Annotated in this window: 17 protein-coding genes; 9 read left to right on the forward strand and 8 right to left on the reverse strand. The window is 44.1% G+C overall.

Features of this window, described 5'->3' with window-relative positions; translation table 11 throughout:
- The first annotated feature begins 611 nt into the window (after window positions 1-611).
- On the forward strand, window positions 612-1,622 hold the full coding sequence (locus L2729_RS06845; RefSeq protein WP_248987597.1) for an isocitrate dehydrogenase: 1,011 nt from the start codon (window positions 612-614) through the stop codon (window positions 1,620-1,622).
- A 120-nt stretch (window positions 1,623-1,742) separates the two neighbouring features.
- Here L2729_RS06845 and rlmM read toward each other — a convergent pair whose 3' ends face one another.
- The 4 genes from rlmM to L2729_RS06865 form a co-directional block, all read right to left on the reverse strand.
- On the reverse strand, window positions 1,743-2,828 hold the full coding sequence (rlmM, locus tag L2729_RS06850) for a 23S rRNA (cytidine(2498)-2'-O)-methyltransferase RlmM (RefSeq protein ID WP_248987598.1): 1,086 nt from the start codon (window positions 2,826-2,828) through the stop codon (window positions 1,743-1,745).
- A gap of 396 nt (window positions 2,829-3,224) precedes the next feature.
- A complete protein-coding gene (locus L2729_RS06855) occupies window positions 3,225-3,611 on the reverse strand; it encodes a DUF423 domain-containing protein (protein WP_101092661.1) in 387 nt (128 codons plus the stop codon).
- A 67-nt stretch (window positions 3,612-3,678) separates the two neighbouring features.
- Entirely contained in the window at window positions 3,679-4,362 is a 684-nt protein-coding gene (locus L2729_RS06860; RefSeq protein WP_428848230.1) for an alpha/beta family hydrolase, read from the reverse strand.
- A 43-nt stretch (window positions 4,363-4,405) separates the two neighbouring features.
- Window positions 4,406-5,314: a transcriptional regulator GcvA gene (locus L2729_RS06865; protein WP_248987599.1), complete on the reverse strand. Its 909-nt coding sequence runs from the start codon at window positions 5,312-5,314 to the stop codon at window positions 4,406-4,408.
- A gap of 182 nt (window positions 5,315-5,496) precedes the next feature.
- Here L2729_RS06865 and L2729_RS06870 point away from each other — a divergent pair, with 182 nt between their 5' ends.
- Entirely contained in the window at window positions 5,497-5,730 is a 234-nt protein-coding gene (locus L2729_RS06870; RefSeq protein WP_248987600.1) for a hypothetical protein, read from the forward strand.
- 427 nt (window positions 5,731-6,157) lie between these two features.
- Here L2729_RS06870 and thiI read toward each other — a convergent pair whose 3' ends face one another.
- The 3 genes from thiI to pomA form a co-directional block, all read right to left on the reverse strand.
- Complete coding sequence (gene thiI / locus L2729_RS06875; RefSeq protein ID WP_248987601.1) at window positions 6,158-7,612, reverse strand: tRNA uracil 4-sulfurtransferase ThiI; 1,455 nt, start codon at window positions 7,610-7,612, stop codon at window positions 6,158-6,160.
- A 349-nt stretch (window positions 7,613-7,961) separates the two neighbouring features.
- Window positions 7,962-8,930, reverse strand: a complete 969-nt coding sequence (locus L2729_RS06880) for a flagellar motor protein MotB (protein ID WP_248987602.1) — start codon at window positions 8,928-8,930, stop codon at window positions 7,962-7,964.
- A gap of 4 nt (window positions 8,931-8,934) precedes the next feature.
- The gene (pomA, locus tag L2729_RS06885; protein WP_248987603.1) at window positions 8,935-9,702 is read right to left on the reverse strand and encodes a flagellar motor protein PomA; all 768 of its coding nucleotides are present in this window, start codon (window positions 9,700-9,702) and stop codon (window positions 8,935-8,937) included.
- A 405-nt stretch (window positions 9,703-10,107) separates the two neighbouring features.
- On the opposite strand from pomA, the gene L2729_RS06890 reads away from it, so the two are divergent.
- The 3 genes from L2729_RS06890 to dxs are packed head-to-tail and all read left to right on the forward strand — an operon-like array spanning window position 10,108 to window position 13,117.
- On the forward strand, window positions 10,108-10,347 hold the full coding sequence (locus tag L2729_RS06890; protein ID WP_248987604.1) for an exodeoxyribonuclease VII small subunit: 240 nt from the start codon (window positions 10,108-10,110) through the stop codon (window positions 10,345-10,347).
- Window positions 10,348-11,229 (forward strand): (2E,6E)-farnesyl diphosphate synthase, encoded by an 882-nt coding sequence (gene ispA, locus L2729_RS06895; protein ID WP_248987605.1) that lies wholly within the window; start codon window positions 10,348-10,350, stop codon window positions 11,227-11,229.
- A gap of 22 nt (window positions 11,230-11,251) precedes the next feature.
- Window positions 11,252-13,117, forward strand: coding sequence for a 1-deoxy-D-xylulose-5-phosphate synthase (gene dxs / locus L2729_RS06900; protein WP_248987606.1), 1,866 nt, complete (start codon window positions 11,252-11,254; stop codon window positions 13,115-13,117).
- 189 nt (window positions 13,118-13,306) lie between these two features.
- Here the strand turns inward: dxs and grpE are convergent, their stop codons facing one another.
- Window positions 13,307-13,909: a nucleotide exchange factor GrpE gene (gene grpE, locus L2729_RS06905; protein WP_248987607.1), complete on the reverse strand. Its 603-nt coding sequence runs from the start codon at window positions 13,907-13,909 to the stop codon at window positions 13,307-13,309.
- Window positions 13,910-14,008: 99 nt separating this feature from the next.
- Here grpE and nadK point away from each other — a divergent pair, with 99 nt between their 5' ends.
- From nadK to L2729_RS06925, 4 genes are all read left to right on the forward strand, one after another.
- Window positions 14,009-14,887, forward strand: coding sequence for an NAD(+) kinase (nadK, locus tag L2729_RS06910; RefSeq protein ID WP_101092859.1), 879 nt, complete (start codon window positions 14,009-14,011; stop codon window positions 14,885-14,887).
- A gap of 671 nt (window positions 14,888-15,558) precedes the next feature.
- On the forward strand, window positions 15,559-17,202 hold the full coding sequence (locus tag L2729_RS06915; RefSeq protein WP_248987608.1) for an L-lactate permease: 1,644 nt from the start codon (window positions 15,559-15,561) through the stop codon (window positions 17,200-17,202).
- Between the two features lie 89 nt (window positions 17,203-17,291).
- Complete coding sequence (locus tag L2729_RS06920; protein ID WP_248987609.1) at window positions 17,292-20,111, forward strand: FAD-binding and (Fe-S)-binding domain-containing protein; 2,820 nt, start codon at window positions 17,292-17,294, stop codon at window positions 20,109-20,111.
- A 437-nt stretch (window positions 20,112-20,548) separates the two neighbouring features.
- Entirely contained in the window at window positions 20,549-21,292 is a 744-nt protein-coding gene (locus L2729_RS06925; RefSeq protein ID WP_248987610.1) for a (Fe-S)-binding protein, read from the forward strand.
- Window positions 21,293-21,300 lie beyond the last annotated feature (8 nt).

The raw sequence follows: 21,300 nt of genomic DNA on the forward strand, positions 1-21,300 counted from the left end.
CGAGTTTAGTTTTTGTTCGTCTCTTTATGATAAAAAATAATGCTTTTAGTACATCATCCATTACCCATTTTGTCATAGAAGAATAGCGGCGTTGAAACGAACCCGTAGGGCCGCAATTCTTGTCTATTTTTGTGGTGTTGTAGGCCATTGTGGAAAACGACGAAACGACCTAGCCTTCGCCTTGCCAAAATAGCCAATAAACAGCGATAAAGACAACCATGAAAGGTAAACAGCCCTTAGACTAAAGTAGACTTTTTTAACCTTTAACGATCAATCATCCTCATAAGCGCTGATTTATGCAAGTTACCCTACAGAAAAAAACGTGAGATTGCTCACTAAATCCTGTGAAAAGTGTTTAAAAGTGTTTAAAATACGTCGCACAAAAAGAAAATAATACTAAGGCATGTTGTTCTTCCTTTTTAGGAAGCTGTTGCCCTTGAATAAATGCTGGAGCTATATAGAGGTTATTGAGTCTAAATGGGCCTCAATCGCTGATAAAGCCAGTATTTCTTCAAGTGCAGCATTTACAAACAACAAGCCTTAATTCACTTACTGTGTCTTACGACATGGTCAGACAATTGCAGTAACGCCGCAGCGCGGTAGGACTATCCATGACAAAAAGAACTATAACCGTAATCCCTGGTGATGGGATTGGCCCAAGCATTATCGATGCAGCGATTAAAATTCTCGATAAAGCGGGTTGTGATTTTGAGTATGAATTTGCTGATGCAGGTTTAGTTGCTCTCGAAAAGCACGGTGAGCTATTACCTCAACGCACATTAGATTTGATTGAGAAAAACCGTATTACGTTAAAAGGCCCTCTAACAACGCCAGTTGGTGAAGGCTTTACCTCTATTAACGTCAGCCTGCGTAAGCAATTTAGCTTATATGCCAACGTTCGCCCGGTACTGTCTTTTAAAGGTACTCAAGCACGTTATGACAATATCGATATCATTACTGTTCGTGAAAATACCGAAGGTATGTATTCAGGTTTAGGCCAAACTGTTTCTGATGATGGTGCAACAGCTGAAGCCACGAGTATTATTACCCGTAAAGGCGCTGAGCAAATTAGCACTTTCGCTTATGAACTCGCACGTAAAGAGAACCGTAAAAAGGTCACTATCGTTCACAAAGCTAACATTATGAAATCGACTTCAGGTCTATTTTTGAAAGTGGCACGTGAAGTCAGCTTGCGTTACCCAGACATCACCACTGAAGAGATGATTGTCGATGCAACTTGCATGAAGCTCGTGATGAACCCAGAGATCTTTGACGTTATTGTTACCACTAACTTGTTTGGTGATATCTTGTCAGATCTTTGTGCAGGTCTTGTGGGTGGTCTAGGTATGGCTCCTGGCGCAAACATTGGTAAAGATGCCGCTATCTTTGAAGCTGTACACGGCAGTGCGCCGGATATTGCCGGTAAGAACCTAGCAAACCCAACATCGGTGGTCCTAGCGTCTATCCAAATGCTTGAGTACTTAGGCATGTCAGATAAAGCAGAGCTTATCCGTAGCGCAATCACAGCTGTGATTGCAGAAGGCGACCGTACGACTCGCGATCTTGGTGGTACTCACGGTACAACTGACTTCACACAAGCGGTTATCGAACGTCTTTCATAAATAGACTTTTCATGCGCACCGCGCACTAAAAAGGCCCCAAGTGTTTAACACTTGGGGCCTTTTTTTATTCAGCTGACTTAAAGACGATGCCTTAATGCCTGAACTTATTAATGACTAGAATTAATGAGTAGACTGGGCTGGTCGTAAGCACAAATGCACTGTGACTTCGTCACGGTCATGATAAAGATGCTTAGCCGCAATACTAAAATCTTTAATACCATTCTCTTTCAAAATATCTGCCATCGTCGCCAATATCGTCGACACTTCTTTATAACGTGTCTTCATTGGCAACTTTAAGTTAAATATTGCTTCCTTAAACCAACCGTTAATCGCCCAAGCTTCAACGAGCTCAGCCACACGTGCTGGCTTCTCAATCATATCGCAAACCAACCAAGAGATGTTCTTTCTCGGGGGTTCAAAACGGAAACCATCGGCTTGATAATGCTTTACCTGGCCTGTTTCCATTAATTTTTCATCCATTGCGCCGTTATCAACAGCTGCAACGAACATACCACGCCTGACAAGTTGATAAGTCCAGCCACCAGGGCAAGCACCTAAATCAACCGCCCTCATACCACTACTAAGACGAGTCTCATGCTCTTCTTTAGGAATAAAGTGAATAAAGGCCTCATCTAGCTTTAAGGTAGAACGGCTTGGCGCATCGGCTGCTACTTTAAGACGCGGGATCCCCATAAAATAAGGAGAACTATTATTACTTAACGACAAACCTACATAGGCTTGTCCTGGTCCGACAAAACAGACATGGATTATGGGCCGTTTAGGGTTTTCTTTATCCAGTAAGGTACCCGACTTTCTTAACGCCTGTCTTAATGGCACCGTAAACTTACGGCAGAAATTAGACAGCTCTTTTGCTTCGTTAGTATCAGGCGTTTCAACGCGTAGTTCACCCGCGTACTGGATGCCAGCTAAGGCCTCAACAATCGGCGAGATACGGTCTTGCTCTGGTAATCCCTTCAACAGTGCTTTGGCGGCAAACATCTGTCTTGCAAAAATCAATGAATCCAAACTGATCTTCTTCGCCAGTATTTCAGCATCGCCCGCTTGGAAGCACTGAAAAATAACATAGGCATCATTGGTGTTAGTTTTAACAAATCCACCAATATCGTGCTCTGCAGCACGCACTTGGATCTCTGCCGCGCAATCTTTCTCATAACCAGCACGGCAAAATAAAAATAGGTTTATCATTGAATTTCCTGAAGATAACAAATAAAAATAGCGGCCAACAAACTTGCTGCCCGCTATTTTACACTTTTACGGCCCACTAGTGTACTGCCAGTGTGTTAATGCTTTACAGCCGTCGATTTTTTAGCGTTGTTTGTGCCACTGTTTGCTGGCTATTTTGGCAAGGAGGATGCTATACCGCTTAGTTATTCTGCCCCATAACCTAGAGCACAGCAAAAATAGTCAAGTAGCGCAGTTTATAGGCTTGGTTTAAATGCTGCTCATATTTTGCAACCACAATGCGTTATGAATGCTTCGATTAAGCCGCTAAGCGAAGCATTCATGCTCTGTACTAAATCATTATTGTTTCTATGCAAACAATCGAATCGAACTCGGTTCGAAAGACCAGTACTCCCTCGCTTAGTCGAGCTCTTTTACTCTGTTACGCCACACTGCCACAGCAATAAGTAACCAGCCCAGTAGCAAGCACACTCCGCCTAATGGGGTAATGGGACCGGTCCATTTAGCCCCTAACAACGCATAGAGGTATAGTGAGCCCGAAAACAACATGGTACCTACAATAAATAGGTAACCTGCCCAATCAAGCAAACGAGATTTAAGCCAATGACCCGCAAAAGCCACTGCGATTAACGCAAACGTATGGTAGAACTGATACTCCACACCAAGGTTAAAAATCGCAATCATCTCTGCCGTCGTCACATTCTTAAGGCCGTGAGCAGCAAAAGCTCCCAGCGCTACCGACATAAAACCACTCAACGCTGCCAACAATAAAAAACCATTACGCATTTAGCCTCCTAAATATCATCGGCATACAAGCCGAGAGAAAGATTAAGTTTACTGCCATCTCAAAGCATTACGGTTTAATGAATGCCTGAATAAGTGAGATAGCTTGATCTAGGTTAGCGGTTAGCGTAGTGCCTGACGACTTCCTTGGTTTAAAACTATGATCGCCATCCGTTAACCAATGCAATTGTGCTTTATCCATCACCGGCCAAGTCTCAACTAGACCCTTATGACCAAATTTATCTCGCTCACCTTGGATAACTAATATGGGCGCATTGCATTTCTCGATGGGCTCTAAACGGGGCTCACCGCCTTTTAACGGGATAAATGGGTAACCTAAGCAAACAACGCCATCAACAGCGAGACTCTCAGCCAGAATGGCCGACATGCGGCCTCCCATCGACTTACCGACTAAATAGATTTTTCGAGGCTTAAATTGGTGCTTAAAAATGCTCAGTTGCAACGCATAGTCAGCAATCAGTTTCGGGGCTCTATCTGGCGGACGCCGTTTTCCATCAATAGCATTGGCACGCATGTATGGGAAATTAAAGCGGACAATACGTAAATTACCGCCATGGCCAAGCGCTAGACCGTTCGCCATGGTGGTCATAAACTCATGATGCATATTTGCGCCAGCACCGTGGATCAATACCACTAGCGTATCGCAATCACTTAGTTTTTCGCTGCTACAACTAGGCTCAAGTAGATATTGGTTCGCATCAAATGCCAAATCCTCAATACCTATCTCAGCCACCGCGCTTGTCAGCCTGCCATCTAAGTAAGCTTGCTTTAAATTATCATGTAAGGAGCTCACTGCGGGTCTCCTCTTCAAACATGTCTAACATCCACTCTCTAAAAGCAGCAACCTTACCTATCTCGGCATGATTCTGTTGGCTGACTAGGTAATATGCATTTTTACTGACTAGAACCTCAGGGAACGGACATACCAGACGACCTGCTTTGATATCTGGCCTTGCCAGTACACTGAAGCCTAGCGCCACACCTTGACCATGGGCAGCGGCTTGCAACACCAGAGAAGAGTGACTAAATATGGGACCTTGGTTCACATTAATATCAGTAATTCCACATTGTCTAAACCATGCCTGCCAAGATTCACGGCTAGAGTCGTGTAACAAGGTATGATTTTTCAGATCACTGGGCTTTTCTAACGGCTTAGGACCATTCAATAACATCGGTGAACAAACCGGAATAAGCACCTCATTACGTAGCTTATCAGCACGCATGCCGGGCCAGTCCCCTAAGCCATAATAGATGGCCACATCGACGTCATCAGTTAAAGAACCGTCTTCATTATCAACCGCTTTAATTCGCACATCGATATCAGGGTTTTTCTCGGTGAACTTTGCTAAACGAGGTACTAGCCATTGAATGGCAAAACTCGGCGAAGTCGCTACAGTTAAGGAACCGATGGCACTTCTGGCAAGTAAACGGTCAGTCGCATCGGCAAGTTGTGTAAAGATATCTTTGATATCAAGAAAGTATCCTTGTCCCTCTTCTGTTAACAGCAGCGAGCGGTTTTTACGTCTAAATAACTTGAGCCCTAAATATTCTTCTAATGCCTTAATTTGATGACTTACTGCAGCCTGAGTTACAAACAGTTCCTCCGCCGCACGTGTAAAGCTCAAATGCCTTGCTGCTGCCTCAAATGCTTTGACTGCATTAAGGGGGGGTAGTCGTCTAGCCATAGTGATCAAAGTCTCATTTTTGGATTAGTTTTACTAATGCTCATTGTTACATTTTATCGTTTGTAAAGACCAGTGATTTTGGTTAAATTCTGCGCCAACGAAATGACACTCGTTGGACAGCCTCTACGACGTAATTGGGGAATGTCTAACAACCCAAATTTAAAGCCTGGAGGCTACCGAACATGTTAAACCTAAAATCTGTACTTGTTATCGCTCTTCTGTCAGCTTCTGCCACTGTTAGCGCAGATGAGATCACCATTGATACTACTGGTCTTGAAGCTACATTAACGGCTAACCTCGCAGAAAGCATGGAATTAATGCAGACACAGTTAACGACTGAGTTAAACACTATGCTGGTTGCTGATGAGCAAAAGCAAGAAGATAAAGCAACTGCTGCTATTCAACTCGCTGACTAATACCCTGATAACCAGTTAACAAGCTATTGCTCACAATGGCCCATTAAACTCGTAATTTACGCAGCATGCCGCTCTCAGCGCGCTTTAATAGGACATTAAAGCACTCGCCATAGATGGAGCCTAGTCTCAGTCTTGCTGTAAATACCAATTGCGCTTAGTATCAAATCAATTCAGAAGCGCTCAAGCTTTTCAATTCAATGCGCATTGACGAGAGAATGGTTATTCCCTTATGAGCTAATGCAAAGCAGAAGTGGAATGCGTGAGTGCTTCCCACTGAATGAATAGATACTTAATGCAATTGGTATCACATATAAAAACCACCGCTTAAGGTGGTTTTTTTGTGTCTATCGAAACACTTTTAAATTTTATTCCATAAAAAAAGCGACTTTAAAAGTCGCTTTTTGATGGGAAAGACTCGTTGCTATGGCTAAGGGCGATAAACCTTAACATTGCTATAACCTTGGTCTTGTAGATACAGAGCTTGTAGCTTACTCATCACTCCACGGTCGCAATACAATAAATAAGTCTTATCTTTATCAAGATCGGCAAATTGTGTCGCCAGCTTATAAAAAGGAATCGCTTTAATTTCTATCCCCTCGATTACAAGCGGATCTTTCTCTTCCTCTTCCGGTGCACGCACATCAATGATGATTTCATCAGCATTGATTGCAGCAACCGTTTCAGCTTCGGTTATTTTAGTGTCCATTTGAGCGGCGATATCTCTAATGTCCATAACAACCGCGTCTTCAATCACTCTATCCAGCAGATCGTCTGAAAACTTAGCTTCTTCAGCTTCAATTTTCGCCAATACCGCTTTCACCGTGGGTTTTTTCGAAATCACGCCACAATATTCAGGGATGGTTTTAGCAAAGTCTTCGGTACCGATTCTGCGACAGGTATCAATAATATCTTGCTTATCCATCGCGATAAGCGGACGCAATATTAAGAGTTCTGTGCAACGGTCAATAACATTAAGATTGGTCAACGTTTGGCTAGAAACCTGCCCCATCGCTTCCCCTGTCACTAATGCCTGAATCCCCATTTTATCAGCAACACGGGCTGCTGCGCGCATCATCATACGCTTAAGCACAACGCCCATTTGTCCATTGTCGACGCGTTCCAAAATCTCTTGTACAACGGGATCGAACGGCACAGAGATAAACTTAACTCGATGTGATTCACCGTATTTCTGCCACAAATGGTAAGCCACCTGCTTAACACCAATTTCGTGTTGATCGCCACCTAAATTAAAGAAGCAATAATGGGTACGAGAACCACGCTTTATGAATTGATAACTCGACACACCAGAGTCAAAACCGCCAGAAATTAATGACAATACATCTTCTTGAGTGGCCATTGGGTAACCCCCAAGACCTGGAATACGCTTATTAACAAGGTAAAGTTGTTCGTTATCAATTTCGAGATTGACCGTTATATCTGGATTTTTCAAGCGCACGCCAGCAGCTTCAGTAAACTGGTTTAGCCCACCACCAACATAACGTTCAACTTCAATTGAGTTAAAGTCATGCTTACCAACACGCTTAACACGAACGCAGAACGTCTTGCCTGCGAGCTCTTCTTTATAGACTGCCAATGTTTGCTGATAGATATCATCCATAGACTCAAAAGTGCTCACGTCGACTTGAAGCACATGCGCAATACCAGGAATACATGCCAGACGTTCAGCAAAGGCTTCAACCAAATCGGGTCTATCATCTGGCACCATAACCATGATTTTGTCCCATTGGCGCTGTACTTTCGCAGACTCATCTACTTTTTTAAGTACATTACGAATATTGGTTTCAAGCATTTTGGTAAAGCGCATTCTTACCGGCTTGCTTTTCATCATGATTTCAGGAAACAGTTTTACGATAAATTTCATTGGTCTTCCGCGGGAACAAGTTTAAACAGCAATGGCGAGATTATAACAATATCCAAGCACAATTGCGTATATCTGATCAGACATTATCCACGATTATTGCAAACTGAGACCATCAATATCGCACTTATGGTCAATAAGGATATAAAGTTGACGATTAATGGGGTAGGAAAGTAGCCAAAAGTAACCACTCTGTGTGCAGTGCAAACAATAACAACCATAAAGTGAGCGCTCACTCTCGATGATAAGAACCAGAACGTTCGCAGCCTGCTAAAATCACCAAAATGGGTAAAATGACATAGCCTGCCCGCGGACTAAATAGCGGCAACTTAGCCCAAATGAAAATTAAGCATTATAGGGAAACTTGAATTTCGTCTGACTCTTTAGGCTTACCTTGTTCGATAGCAATTTCAACACGGCGATTACGAGCTCTATTGGCTTGAGAGTTGTTTTCAACTAACGGCGCAGACGAGGCCATCCCCACCACTTTTAGCCGCTGCTGATCAAAACCTGCTACTTTAATGATTTCATGGGTGACTGCGACGGCACGTTTACTGGATAGATCCCAATTTGAGCTATACAACTCATTTGAGATATTCAAATCATCCGTGTGTCCTGACACAGTGACAATACCGGGAACATCTTTTAGTAACTCGCCAACACGCCTAACAATCGGCTTAAAGCGCGGCTGCAAAAAGCCTGAACCTGACGCAAATGCGCCTTTCTCACGGATCCGAATAATAATCTGTTGGCCTAACGACTCAATTTCAATAGCACCATCAACAATCTCTTTGTTGAGCTCTTGAGCCATCTTCTTAACTTGTTGATTGATTTTATCCTGCGCAGCAGCTTCTGCTTTTTTCGCTTCGCTTTCAGAATCGGCGGTTGATTTAGCTTGCGCTTTTGCATCTTCTTGTTCTTGCGCAGTGGACGATGATTCACCGCCTCGCTGTTGACCGCGTTGCTGCTGTACGCCGCCAGCACTATCATCTTCACCCGCTTGAAACTCTAGCATGGGTTCTGTCATTTCATTGGTTTGCTGATTAATAATTTCGATTGGAGTCGATTCTGGGCGGCCCGGTCTAAACTCTAATGCAATCACCGATGTCCCTTTGGGAATATCTTTCACTTCGACTTTATTCTGCACCCCAAATGCATACTTCATTGAACCCGCAATCTGCTTGAACTTCATCACGTCCATTTCAGAAAAAGCCAATAGCAACACGAAGAAACACATTAGCAGAGACATTAAATCAGCAAACGTGGCTAACCAAAGCGGCGCACCAGCAGGTGGACATTCACATTTGGCTTTTTTAGCCATCGCGCTATGCCCCGTCCATAGTATTGATTGTGCGAGACTTTTCAGAGAGGTAATTTTTGAGGAAACCTTCAATGACGCGAGGGTTCTGACCATCTTGAATCGCCAATACGGCATCCATAATCAAATTACGGTTTAGCATCTCTTCGTTCATTCGAAGCGATAATTTATCGGCAATTGGAATGGCCACCATGTTAGCGACCACGGCGCCATAAAGCGTCGTCAGCAGTGCAACCGCCATTGCTGGACCAATCGATTTAGGATCATCCATGTTTGACAACATGCCCACGAGCCCAATTAGCGTACCAATCATGCCCATTGCAGGCGCAACATCGCCTATCGATTTAAAAATTCCAATCCCAGTTTTATGGCGTTCTTCGGTGAGCGATATATCTTTTTCAAGCGCGTCTCGGACCACATCACCATCATGACCGTCCACTAACATATCAATCGCTTTTTGCATAAAGCTGTTGCTAATCTCTGCCTCTTCCAACGCCAAAAAGCCGCCTTTTCGTGCGGCATCAGCCATCGTAATAGACTGTTCAATCAGTTCTTCAGGTTTATCGATTTTAAAAATAAATGCTTTGGCTGCAATTTTTGCAGAGCCTAAAAATTGCTTGAGGTTATATTTCATCATTACAACAAATAACGAACCAATCATCACAATTAAGATAGAAGGTACATTGATGAAAATACCGATCCCGCCGCCACTTGCCATCGCCATGATAACAAACCCAAACGCGCCAATCAGTCCTATTAGGGTTGCTAAATCCAAAACCGCTCCTCAAATACCAATCTATTCGCTATACAACTTCAATCGAACGCTAACAGCATTAAAAACTCACACGCTAGCGTCTACTCAAAAACAATAGCGACAATATTACGCCTTCACTTTGACAGCAAGCACCAACTAAACAAATGCCTAAATAGCGTACAAATTTTCTATATTGCACTTAATATAGCGACCGAAGTTAAGATCTCTTGAGTGATATTTACCGCAATTGTTGCGCTATTTCCGTTAAAATAGATCCCAATTGCAGAAATAACGTATTGCAGTAACAAGCCGATAGCGGAATTTATGCTCGAAAGCGTGCTTTCACGCAAATACTCAACGGCTTAGTTTGACCCTTGTGCCCTGCTGATATACTTTGTGTATCGCTTAATTCTAGGAATCATCATCGTGGCAAAAAAACCTGAAAATCTCTCTTTTGAAGAATCACTTTCCGAACTAGAAAAAATCGTTGCGGACTTAGAACACGGCGATGTATCTCTCGATGATGCGTTAAAACAGTTCGAACGTGGAATTAAGCTGGTGAGAAATAGTCAGAGTAAACTTGAAAATGCACAGCAAAAAGTGTCGGTGTTAATGACAAATGAGGGTGTCGACACCTTAAAGCCTTATGAAATAGAGGGTGAGTAATTGTTAGCAGAGTCACTTGGTAAATACCAACAACGCATTAATCTTCAGCTGTCATCTCATATAGATGCACTTGCCGATACCGATCCTCGTCTAAAAGCGGCCATGAAACATGGCGCATTAATTGGCGGAAAACGTATTAGGCCATTTCTCGTCTATGCTATTGGCGATATGCTAAACGTTAAGCTTGAGACCTTGGATGAATGCGCTGCGGCAATCGAATGTGTTCACGCCTACTCTCTCATCCATGACGACCTACCCGCGATGGATAATGATGCACTTCGTCGTGGCCAGCCAACAGTGCATATTGCCTATGATGAAGCGACGGCTATTTTAGCAGGTGATGCTTTACAGGCACTTGCATTTGAAATCATCAGTGAGCCCATCAAAAACATCACCCCATCACAGAATTTAGCGATGGTTAAAGCCTTAGCGAATGCCTCTGGGTATAGTGGCATGTGTGGTGGCCAAGCGATGGATTTAAGGTCGACAAACAAACAGATAGAGCTGGCAACACTGATTCAGCTACATCAGCTTAAAACAGGCGCATTGATCCGCTGCGCGGTCGAATTTGCCATTATTGCCGCTCAAGTTAATGATGAAGAGCGACAAGCTTTACTTGATTTCGCCGATGCCATTGGTCTCGCATTTCAAGTACAAGACGATGTATTAGATATTATTGCCAGTACCGAAGAGCTTGGAAAACCTCAAGGTTCTGACACAGATTCAAATAAGAGCACTTATCCAAAGTTGCTTGGTTTAGAGGGCGCCCAAAAAACTGCTACTAGTTTGATTGAGGACGCACTATCAGCGCTGGCTAAATTACCATACAATAGCCAGTTAATTGCCGAATTCGCCCGTTATATCATTGAGCGAAGAGTTTAATAAAGAGACAAAGAATCTCGTTATGAGTTTTGATATTTCTCAATTCCCTGTGCTTGCACAGGCAAACACCCCTGATGAGCTAAGACAGCTCCCTCAAGCCGTTCTGCCACAACTGGCTGACGAACTTCGAGGTTTCCTTTTGAAGTCAGTGGCTAAATCAAGTGGCCATTTTGCCTCAGGACTTGGCACAGTTGAACTGACTGTGGCGATTCATTACGTCTATAACACGCCATTTGACCGATTAATTTGGGATGTAGGCCACCAAGCTTACCCGCATAAAATCTTAACGGGTCGTCGTGAAAGAATGCACACCATCCGTCAAAAAGGTGGGATCCACCCTTTTCCTTGGCGTGAAGAAAGTGAGTATGACACCTTCAGCGTAGGCCATTCTGGTACCTCTGTAAGTGCTGCGCTCGCGATGGCAATTACTGCGGAAAAAGAGCAAGCCGGACGCAAAGTGGTCTCCGTTATCGGTGACGGTGCGATGACTGGCGGCATGGTATTTGAAGCCATGAACCATGCAGGTGATCTTCACAACGATATGCTGGTGATCCTCAACGACAATGAGATGTCTATCTCTGAAAATGTGGGTGCACTCAATAATCACCTTGCACAGCTAATGTCGGGGCGTTTCTACACCACTATTCGTGAAAGCAGCAAGAAAGTCCTTAAGGGCATGCCTGTTATCAAAGAGATGGCAAAACGCACTGAAGAACACCTTAAAGGCATGGTCGTTCCTGGCACCATGTTTGAAGAGCTAGGCTTTAACTATATTGGTCCCATTGACGGCCATGATGTTGATGCTTTAGTTGAGACGTTACGTAATATGCGTAACCTCAAAGGGCCACAGATTTTACATATCATGACTAAAAAAGGTCGTGGTTATGAGCCCGCTGAAAAAGATCCTATTGGTTGGCATGCAGTGCCTAAATTTGATCCCTCTACATTTGAAAAACCGGTAAGCAAACCGAGTAACCCAACCTTCTCGCAAGTGTTCGGTAAGTGGCTTTGTGATGTTGCCGAGAAAGATGAAAAGCTACTCGCTATCACCCCAGCCATGCGTGAAGGCTCTGGTATGGTTGAGTTTTCACAGCGCTTTCCAGGACAGTATTTCGATGCTGCCATCGCCGAGCAACATGCAGTGACCTTAGCAGCAGGCTTTGCCTGTGAGGGGTACTCACCGGTTATTGCTATCTATTCAACGTTTTTACAACGTGGATACGATCAACTCATTCATGATGTCGCACTGCAAAAACTACCTGTGTTATTCGCGATTGATCGCGGCGGGATTGTAGGTGCCGATGGCCCTACTCACCAAGGCGCGTTCGACTTAAGCTTTATGCGAACAGTGCCTAATATGGTGATCATGACGCCGTCTGACGAGAATGAATGTCGACAAATGCTCTATACTGGCTATTGCTATAAAGCAGGCCCGACAGCAGTGCGTTACCCTCGTGGCAGCGCGACAGGTGCTAAACAGGTCGAAACCATGACTGCGGTACCAATCGGTAAAGGCTTGATCAAGCGCCAAGGTAAGAAAGTGGCCATCCTCAACTTTGGTACCACTTTAGCGAATAGTCTTATCGCCGCAGAAGCATTTGATGCAACTGTTGCTGATATGCGTTTTGTTAAACCACTTGATGTCGATCTGGTCAAAGCGTTAGCTGAAAGCCATGATGTATTGGTGACAGTTGAAGAAAATGCCATTATGGGCGGCGCAGGTTCAGCGGTGCTCGAGTTACTGCAAACGCTAAAATTGCCAAAGGCGGTATTACAGCTTGGTCTACCCGATGAGTTTATTAAGCATGGCGCGCCAGATGAGATCATCAGTGAGATTGGACTGGACGCTGCAGGGATTCAAAAACAAATTGAAGACTATCTAGCTTAAGATTAATGTCGCTAAGACGATTAACTTAAACCCATAAAAAAGGACTGCATTTGCAGTCCTTTTCAGTTTCAAAATATGACTCTTGGGATGTTAATTTCGAAATGTTATTGTCGAAATACTAGCGTCGAATTAATCGCTCTGACTCATTGAGACAGAGCGATTACCTCTGAGCTATTTACCCAGAGTGAATTAACCTTGAGAAACCATTACCATTGCCGGGCGCAATAGACGCTCGTTAAGGGTATAACCTTTCTGCATTACCATCATTACCGTATTGGCAGGAAAGTCTGCGCTAGGTTGCATACCGATAGCCTGATGAAGTTCAGGATTAAAGGTATCACCTTGTGGATCCACTTGAGTCAGTCCAAATTTCTCAACGGCATTCACAAAGCTCTTTGCAGTGAGTTCAACACCTTCGTAAATCGCTTTAGTTGCTTCAGCTTCAGCGTCTGTACCTTGAAGCGCGCGCTCCATATTATCTAATACAGGAAGTAACTCGTTAGCAAATTTCTCAAGTGCAAACTTACGTGCCTTCTCTACATCAATAGCGGCGCGGCGACGAATATTATCGATTTCGGCAGCTGCACGGATCACAGAATCTTTTTGTGAGTCCACTGTAGATTGTGCTTCTTGCAAAGACTTCTCTAACTCTTCAACGCGAAAGTTCGCTTGAGTCAGTTCGTCCATTAAAGAGGTTTCATCGCTACCTTCGCTCAGTAACTCACCTTCAATAATTGATTCAACTTGCTCGTCGATTTGGTTCTCTTGTGCTTTATTTGTTTCGTTGCTCATTTTTGCTCCAGCTAAAAATGCTTTGTTTCTGCATGCTCTGAGCATATTATGGGGATCAATTTTAAGGTTTCAAGGCCTAAAGCCGGATCAAGCACAAATATGAGCAATCCCTTTCACACTATCGGACTTATTGGTAAGCCTAACCATGAAGGAACCAATCTCACCCTAAAGAGATTGCATCACTGGTTAACAATGCAAGGCTATAGCGTCTTGGTTGAAGAACGAGTTGCCGCCGATGTTGGCTCACATACTCATTCAGTCGATTTACTAGAAATTGGCGCACAATGTGATTTAGCAATTGTGGTCGGTGGTGACGGTAATATGCTGGGGGCTGCACGAGTACTGGCGAGGTTCGATATCGCAGTCATCGGCGTCAACCGCGGAAACTTGGGTTTCCTTACCGATTTACCCCCAGACTCTTTTGAAGAAGCGTTATCCAAAGTACTTGAAGGGGAGTTTGATACTGAGCAGCGTTTTTTACTTGAAGCGGAAGTTCACCGTCACGGCGAGCTAAAATCAAGCAACACCGCGGTAAATGAAGCGGTTCTCCACCCAGGTAAAATCGCTCATATGATTGAATTTGAAGTCTATATTGACGAAAAGTTCATGTACAGCCAACGTGCCGATGGAATGATTGTATCAACGCCAACAGGATCTACAGCGTATTCGTTATCAGCAGGTGGGGCTATTCTCACCCCCAACTTAGAAGCGATGATTTTAGTACCTATGTTTCCGCACACACTGTCTTGCAGACCTATTGTTGTCGATGCGGGTTGCATAATCAAGTTAGTCGTCTCTCCTCATAATGGAGATAATTTGGAGGTCAGTTGTGATGGCCACGTCAATCTACCCGTTCTACCGGGTGATGAGATTATCATCCAACGCAGCCAAGATACCTTGAGGTTGATACACCCTAAGGGGCATAACTACTTCCATGTGTTACGTTCTAAATTAGGCTGGGGCAGCAAGCTCTTTTAAAACCAAAAAGCAAGGCCGGCAGGCATCACTGACCTTGCTTCATTCCTATCCATCCAAGCAAATCAAAGTGACATAGAACTGTATTCATGGATGTTAAATATCGTTAAAGCAAATTTAGGCCGTCATTTAAGTGCTTAAATTGTCTTATAGCAACAGACTAAATGCGAATGATTACCCACATCAACTCTACCTCCAAACCCAGTGTTAAAACTAAAAACCTTAAATAACATAGCATTACAAGCAAACCAACTATAATGAGACACCGCGCATGAAAAAATACGTGATCATGCTCACAACACCCACTTATGACGCCAATCCAAGCTAACAATCGAAACCGAAACATCTAGATCAAAACAAGGCCTTTTATTCATAAAATCAGCTCTGCTATCAGTTACGTCACCTATAATCAGCAGTATTCAGCTTTTTATATAACTTTAATTACATTTAACAAACAATAATCAACGATCCAGATCACGCTAAAAAATCCAGCAAGCAGCAATACATCCCACTACGAGTATTATCAGCCACAATTAAGCTACAAACTGATCTAGATCATATTAGGGTTAGCCTAATTAACGTCTAGTACGCATCTCAGCCCGCCATAATCAATAATTAGTCATTAGTCGGGTAACAACAATTGAAGTTAGCAACCCATATAACACGAGGCAAGCATGACCTTTATTCAACTACTCGCAAGCTTAACGCCGATTATCAGCGTAATGCTATTTTTAGTACTTTTACGGATGCCAGCATCAAGAGCCATGCCTATTTCGATGGTTTTCACCGGATTGGCAGCCGTCTTTGTCTGGCAAATGGATACTACTTTCCTTGCCGCATCAGTCGTTGAAGGCCTTCTTTCTGCACTAACACCGTTAACGATTATCTTTGGCGCTGTGTTCCTACTCAACACACTGAAATATTCAGGTGCCATGGACACCATTCGTGCTGGCTTCACTAATATTAGTGCTGATGCCCGAGTGCAAGTCATTATCATTTGTTGGTTATTTGGCTCATTTATCGAAGGCTCAGCAGGCTTTGGTACACCTGCAGCCATTGGTGCACCATTACTGGTTCTTTTAGGTATTCCACCGATTGCATCGGCTGTTGTCGCGCTAATTGCTGACTCAACGTCCGTATCGTTTGGTGCTATTGGTTTACCGGTTTTATTCGGTATGGAACAGGGTTTGACTACCGGTGGCGTGAACATGGCTGCCGAGCAAATAGCGCAGCATGGTGGTAGTTTTGCTGATTTCGCACAATTTATTGCGATGCACATGATCACTATCGATCTGGTGACTGGTACCTTAATTCCATTGACGATGGTGGCGATTCTTACTGGCTTCTTCGGTCGTAATAAATCATTTAAAGAAGGGTTAGCCATTTGGAAGTTTGCCCTTTTTGCTGGTCTGTCTTTCACTATACCAGCGTGGTTAATTAACTACTTTGCCGGTCCTGAGTTCCCATCCGTTATCGGTGCACTCGTCGGTATGGCACTTGTCATCCCTGTCGCAAAGAAAGGCTACCTGTTGCCGAAAGAACCTTGGAATGATTTTGCCGAAAATGATGGGCAAGAGCGTAAAGAGATCACAACGAAAGCACAATTTTCGCAAATTGCCGCATGGTCTCCCTACATAATAATGGCAGCACTGCTTGTTTTATCTCGCATTGTGACTCCGTTAAAAGTCTGGCTCACTAGCTTTAATATCAGTTGGACTGGTTTGTTGGGGACTGAACTAAAAGCAGGCTTTGCCACGTTTTATGCTCCAGGTGCATTCTTTATATTGGTGTGCATTTTAGGTTTCTTCCTCTTTAAAATGAAATCACCTGCGATTAAAGAGTCTATTACCGTTTCTTGTAAGTCTATGGTACCCACGATTATCTCACTCGGCGCATCAGTACCAATGGTGAAAATTTTTCTCAACTCTGGTGAGAACACATCAGGCTTAGCCTCAATGCCAGTCGCGCTTGCTGATACTTTGGCTAATAGCATGGGCTCAGTATGGGCTTGGGTTTCCCCAATCGTCGGTATTTTTGGCGCCTTCCTATCAGGCTCTGCAACCTTCTCAAATATGATGTTTTCCGGTCTTCAGTACAGCGTTGCTGACAATATTGGTGCCAACCATGCCCTAATATTAGCCATGCAAGGTATTGGTGCTAACGCCGGTAACATGATGTGTGTAATGAACGTTGTCGCAGCTGCAACCGTTGTGGGAATGGCTGGGCGAGAGTCTGAAATTATCCGTAAGACGATGCCTGTGGCACTGGGCTATGCTTTAGTAGCAGGCACCATCGCCGCGGTTTGGGGTGGTTTTTAATCCCAGCGCTATAAAAATAGAATAATAATATCGAAAGCCGCATTGTCTGCGGCTTTATTCACTTTAAGTACGAGTGTAGAGATAAATCAATGTCGATTAATTATGAAGCTGTATTAACAGATTTACGTAGCCAAATTGGTGAAGATGCAGCCACTAACGATCCAGTGCGCCGCTTCGCTTGGTCTACTGACGCAAGTTATTTTCGTATAGTGCCCGAAATCGTGGTTCATGCAGATACACTTGAGCAAGCTAAACGCACGCTTGCCATCGCACGTAACTATGGTGCTCCTGTCACATTCAGAGCCGCTGGCACCAGTCTTTCTGGGCAAGCGATTGGTGAAGGCATTCTGCTTATCTTAGGCCATGATGGTTTTAGAACGCTAGTCGTAAGCGACGATGCTAGCCAAATCACTTTAGGTACAGCCGTCATCGGTTCTGATGCAAACGCTGCATTGAAACCGCTAAATAAGAAAATAGGTCCTGATCCAGCCACCTTAGCATCAGCAATGATTGGCGGCATAGTGTCGAACAACGCCTCGGGTATGTGCTGTGGTACTGCGCAAAATAGTTATCAGACTATCGCCTCAGCCAAACTTCTGTTTGCCGATGGAACTGAACTTGATACTGGGTGTGAAACATCAAAAGCCGCCTTTGCAAAATCTCATCCAGAACTTATCAAGTCGTTACTCGATTTGGTCGACATGACACTGAGTAATCAAACGCTCGCCGATAGAATTCGCAAGAAATTTTCAATCAAAAACACCACTGGCTATAGCCTTAATGCATTGGTCGACTTTAGCGATCCATTTGAGCTTATCAACCACCTTATTGTGGGTGCAGAAGGCACATTAGCCTTTGTTGAAGAAGTCACCTACAACACCGTTGATGAAGCGCTCTTTAAAGCCTCGGCCATGGCTGTATTTTTCAATATGGAAGATGCAGCAAAGTCGATCCCACCTTTGGTCGGTGACAGTGTTGCCGCGGCAGAATTACTCGATTGGGCATCAATCAAAGCCGTAACGGGTAAAACGGGGATGCCATTGTGGTTATCAGAGCTTCCTGAAGGCGCATCAATACTGCTGATTGAATCTCGCGCTAATGATAAAAACACACTTGAACGCTATACCCAAGATGTCATTGCTAAGCTGGCTCACATCGAAACTGAGCGCCCTATTACCTTCAGTGACGACCCGGCCGTGTTTGGTCAATACTGGGCAATGCGTTCGGGACTCTTCCCCATTATTGGTGGTGAGCGTCCTAAAGGCACCTCGGTTATTATTGAAGACGTGGCATTTGAGCTTGAACATCTTGCCGCTGCCGCTAACGATCTGACGGAGTTATTCCATAAGCATAACTACCCAGAAGGCGTTATCTATGGCCATGCTTTAGCGGGTAACTTCCACTTCATTATCACACCAACATTCAACTCTCAGGCTGATATTGAGCGCTTCCAGGCATTTATGCAGGATGTCGCCGAGATGGTTATCAACAAGTACGACGGCTCAATGAAAGCCGAGCACGGCACGGGACGTGCTGTAGCACCGTTTGTTGAGATGGAATGGGGCAGCGATGCTTACACCTTAATGAAGCGTATTAAGCAGATATTTGACCCTGAAGGCCTGCTAAACCCTGGGGTCATTCTGAACGACGACAATCTAGTTCACGTTAAGAACATTAAGCCATGCCCGGTAGTTGATGACTTGATCGACAAATGCATTGAATGTGGCTTCTGCGAAAAGACCTGCCCAACATCTGCGTTAACGATGTCACCACGCCAACGTATTGCGACACTGCGTGAAATTGAACGTCTAGAGCAATCAGGTGATAAGCAAGCCGCAAGCGAAATGCGTGCTGCGGCAAAATACGATGTAGTCGATACCTGCGCTGCTTGTCAGCTTTGTACCATTGCTTGCCCAGTAGACAATAGTATGGGGAATCTTGTGCGTAAGCTTAGAACCCCCTACATCAGTACTACTGAACAAAAAGTACTCGACTTCCAAGCCAAGCACTTTGGCGCTGTGAACCAAGTTATCAGTACAGGATTCAGTGTCCTTGGCACCATTCATAAAATCACTGGTAGCAGCATCACTGGCGCCATTATGAAAGCGGGTCGAGTGGTGAGTAAAGAGGTCCCTTATTGGAATCCAGACTTCCCTAAAGGCGGCAAGTTACCTAAGCTTTCTGCGCCAATACCAGGGCAAGAAACCGTTGTCTACTTCCCCGCTTGTGGTGGACGTACCTTTGGTCCAACACCGAAAGATCCTGACAATAGAACCCTGCCAGAGGTGGTGGTTACTTTACTTGAACGTGCTGGCTATAACGTCATTACGCCAGAGAAAACGCGCGACTTATGTTGCGGTCAAATGTGGGAGTCTAAAGGTGACTTTAAGAATGCAGACGCGAAACGGAAAGAGTTAATTGATGCCGTTTCTGCCATGACTCAAGGCGGTAAGCTGCCTGTCATTATTGACGCACTGTCTTGCACCTACCGTACCCTTGCCGGTGACACATCGTTAGCTGACAAGGTCGAGATAGTCGATATGGTTGATTTCATCCATGATAAATTGCTCGATAAGTTAACCATTAACCGCAAAAAACCCGCGGTAGCACTTCACTTAGGCTGTAGCGCTCGTAAGATGAAGATTGAACCTAAAATGGAAGCGATTGTAGATGCGTGTAGCAACAAAGTCATTCGCCCAGCGGGAATTACTTGCTGTGGTTATGCCGGTGAGAAAGGGCTTTATAAGCCTGAGATTAACGCCAGTGCACTGCGCAACATCAAAAAGCTTATTCCAGTTGATGTCAATGAAGGGTATTACGCTAACCGCATGTGTGAAGTGGGCTTAACCCAACATAGTGGTATGTCATATCGTCACCTTGCTTACCTGCTCGAAGAGTGTACGCGTTAGAACTCTAGAATGGGATGAACATTAACCGACTAAATTGACGTTTTAATTGAGTCCTTTTAATCGGCAGCTTGTAATCAAGCTATAGAAAGTTTGGGGCGATGTTTGCCCCTAATTCTTTTCACTTTCATCAAGTTGGAAGTCACCGACTCCCCGATATTCATTTTTAACAACTTTCCACTTTTAACAACTGCCCATTTAAAATTAGAGTTATAACTCAATATCTCTTTAATATACAAACACCTAGCTTATTTTCATTTTTGCAAAAATACTCACTCTTATTTGCTAAATTAGCACTACTTTTTACAAGGTTATGCGCCTATATTGAACAGGTGAGAAAAACCTAAAGCGAATACCGGGTCTATATTAAAGTCCGCTTCTTGCAGACTTTTTACGGCTCTAAATTGCTAACAATGTCTGCAAATAGAAGAGAAAGCAAAATGAAGATAGCACTTTTCATTCCGTGTCTAGTGAATCAGATGGTCCCAGAAGTCGGGATCGCAACACTTGAACTACTAGAGAAACTCGGTCATCAAGTCATCTTGCCTTCAGGTCAAACCTGCTGTGGTCAACCAATGACTAACTCAGGTTGTTTTAACGAAGCCAAGAAAACCACATTAAAACTACTCAATGCCTTTAAAGGTGTTGAATGCGATGCCATCGTCTGCCCTGCCGCCTCATGCTTAGTGGCTGCTAAAGAAAATTTCCACGAGTTCGACGATAGCCCAGAAGCACAAGCCGTGATTGCTAAGCTATATGAATTGACGGAGTTTTTACACGACGTCGCGCCGATCCCTGCTTTTAGTAAACCATTTCCACACAAAATTAGTCTTCAGATGAGTTGCCATGGTATTCGTATGCTTGATTTGGCCACCCCAAGCGAGCAAATGGGACCCCGCAAGAACAAGTTTGAAGCCGTACTTGCCGCGATTCCTGAAATCGAAATTGTCTATCCAGATAAGCTAGATGAATGCTGTGGATTCGGGGGAACTTTTGCCGTTGATGAAGGCGCAGTATCAGCCAAAATGGGCAAAGATAAAGCGCAAGCGCACGCGGCAACTGGGGCAAAATATGCTGTTGGATTCGACCCATCTTGCCTCCTTCATATCGATGGTATGGTTAGACGCCAAAAATTACCTATCGAAACACGCCACATCGCTCAAATTCTTAACGCAGTGCTATAGGAGCAGAC

Source organism: Shewanella gelidimarina (genome assembly GCF_023283945.1).
Taxonomy (GTDB): Bacteria; Pseudomonadota; Gammaproteobacteria; order Enterobacterales; family Shewanellaceae; genus Shewanella; species Shewanella gelidimarina.

Bases quoted from the DNA above. Each gene is read 5' to 3' on its own strand.
- L2729_RS06845 (WP_248987597.1), top strand. From the start codon at position 612: ATGACAAAAAGAACTATAACCGTAATCCCTGGTGATGGGATTGGCCCA.
- rlmM (WP_248987598.1), bottom strand. From the start codon at position 2,828: ATGATAAACCTATTTTTATTTTGCCGTGCTGGTTATGAGAAAGATTGC.
- L2729_RS06855 (WP_101092661.1), bottom strand. From the start codon at position 3,611: ATGCGTAATGGTTTTTTATTGTTGGCAGCGTTGAGTGGTTTTATGTCG.
- L2729_RS06865 (WP_248987599.1), bottom strand. From the start codon at position 5,314: ATGGCTAGACGACTACCCCCCCTTAATGCAGTCAAAGCATTTGAGGCA.
- L2729_RS06870 (WP_248987600.1), top strand. From the start codon at position 5,497: ATGTTAAACCTAAAATCTGTACTTGTTATCGCTCTTCTGTCAGCTTCT.
- thiI (WP_248987601.1), bottom strand. From the start codon at position 7,612: ATGAAATTTATCGTAAAACTGTTTCCTGAAATCATGATGAAAAGCAAG.
- L2729_RS06880 (WP_248987602.1), bottom strand. From the start codon at position 8,930: ATGGCTAAAAAAGCCAAATGTGAATGTCCACCTGCTGGTGCGCCGCTT.
- dxs (WP_248987606.1), top strand. From the start codon at position 11,252: ATGAGTTTTGATATTTCTCAATTCCCTGTGCTTGCACAGGCAAACACC.
- grpE (WP_248987607.1), bottom strand. From the start codon at position 13,909: ATGAGCAACGAAACAAATAAAGCACAAGAGAACCAAATCGACGAGCAA.
- nadK (WP_101092859.1), top strand. From the start codon at position 14,009: ATGAGCAATCCCTTTCACACTATCGGACTTATTGGTAAGCCTAACCAT.
- L2729_RS06915 (WP_248987608.1), top strand. From the start codon at position 15,559: ATGACCTTTATTCAACTACTCGCAAGCTTAACGCCGATTATCAGCGTA.
- L2729_RS06920 (WP_248987609.1), top strand. From the start codon at position 17,292: ATGTCGATTAATTATGAAGCTGTATTAACAGATTTACGTAGCCAAATT.
- L2729_RS06925 (WP_248987610.1), top strand. From the start codon at position 20,549: ATGAAGATAGCACTTTTCATTCCGTGTCTAGTGAATCAGATGGTCCCA.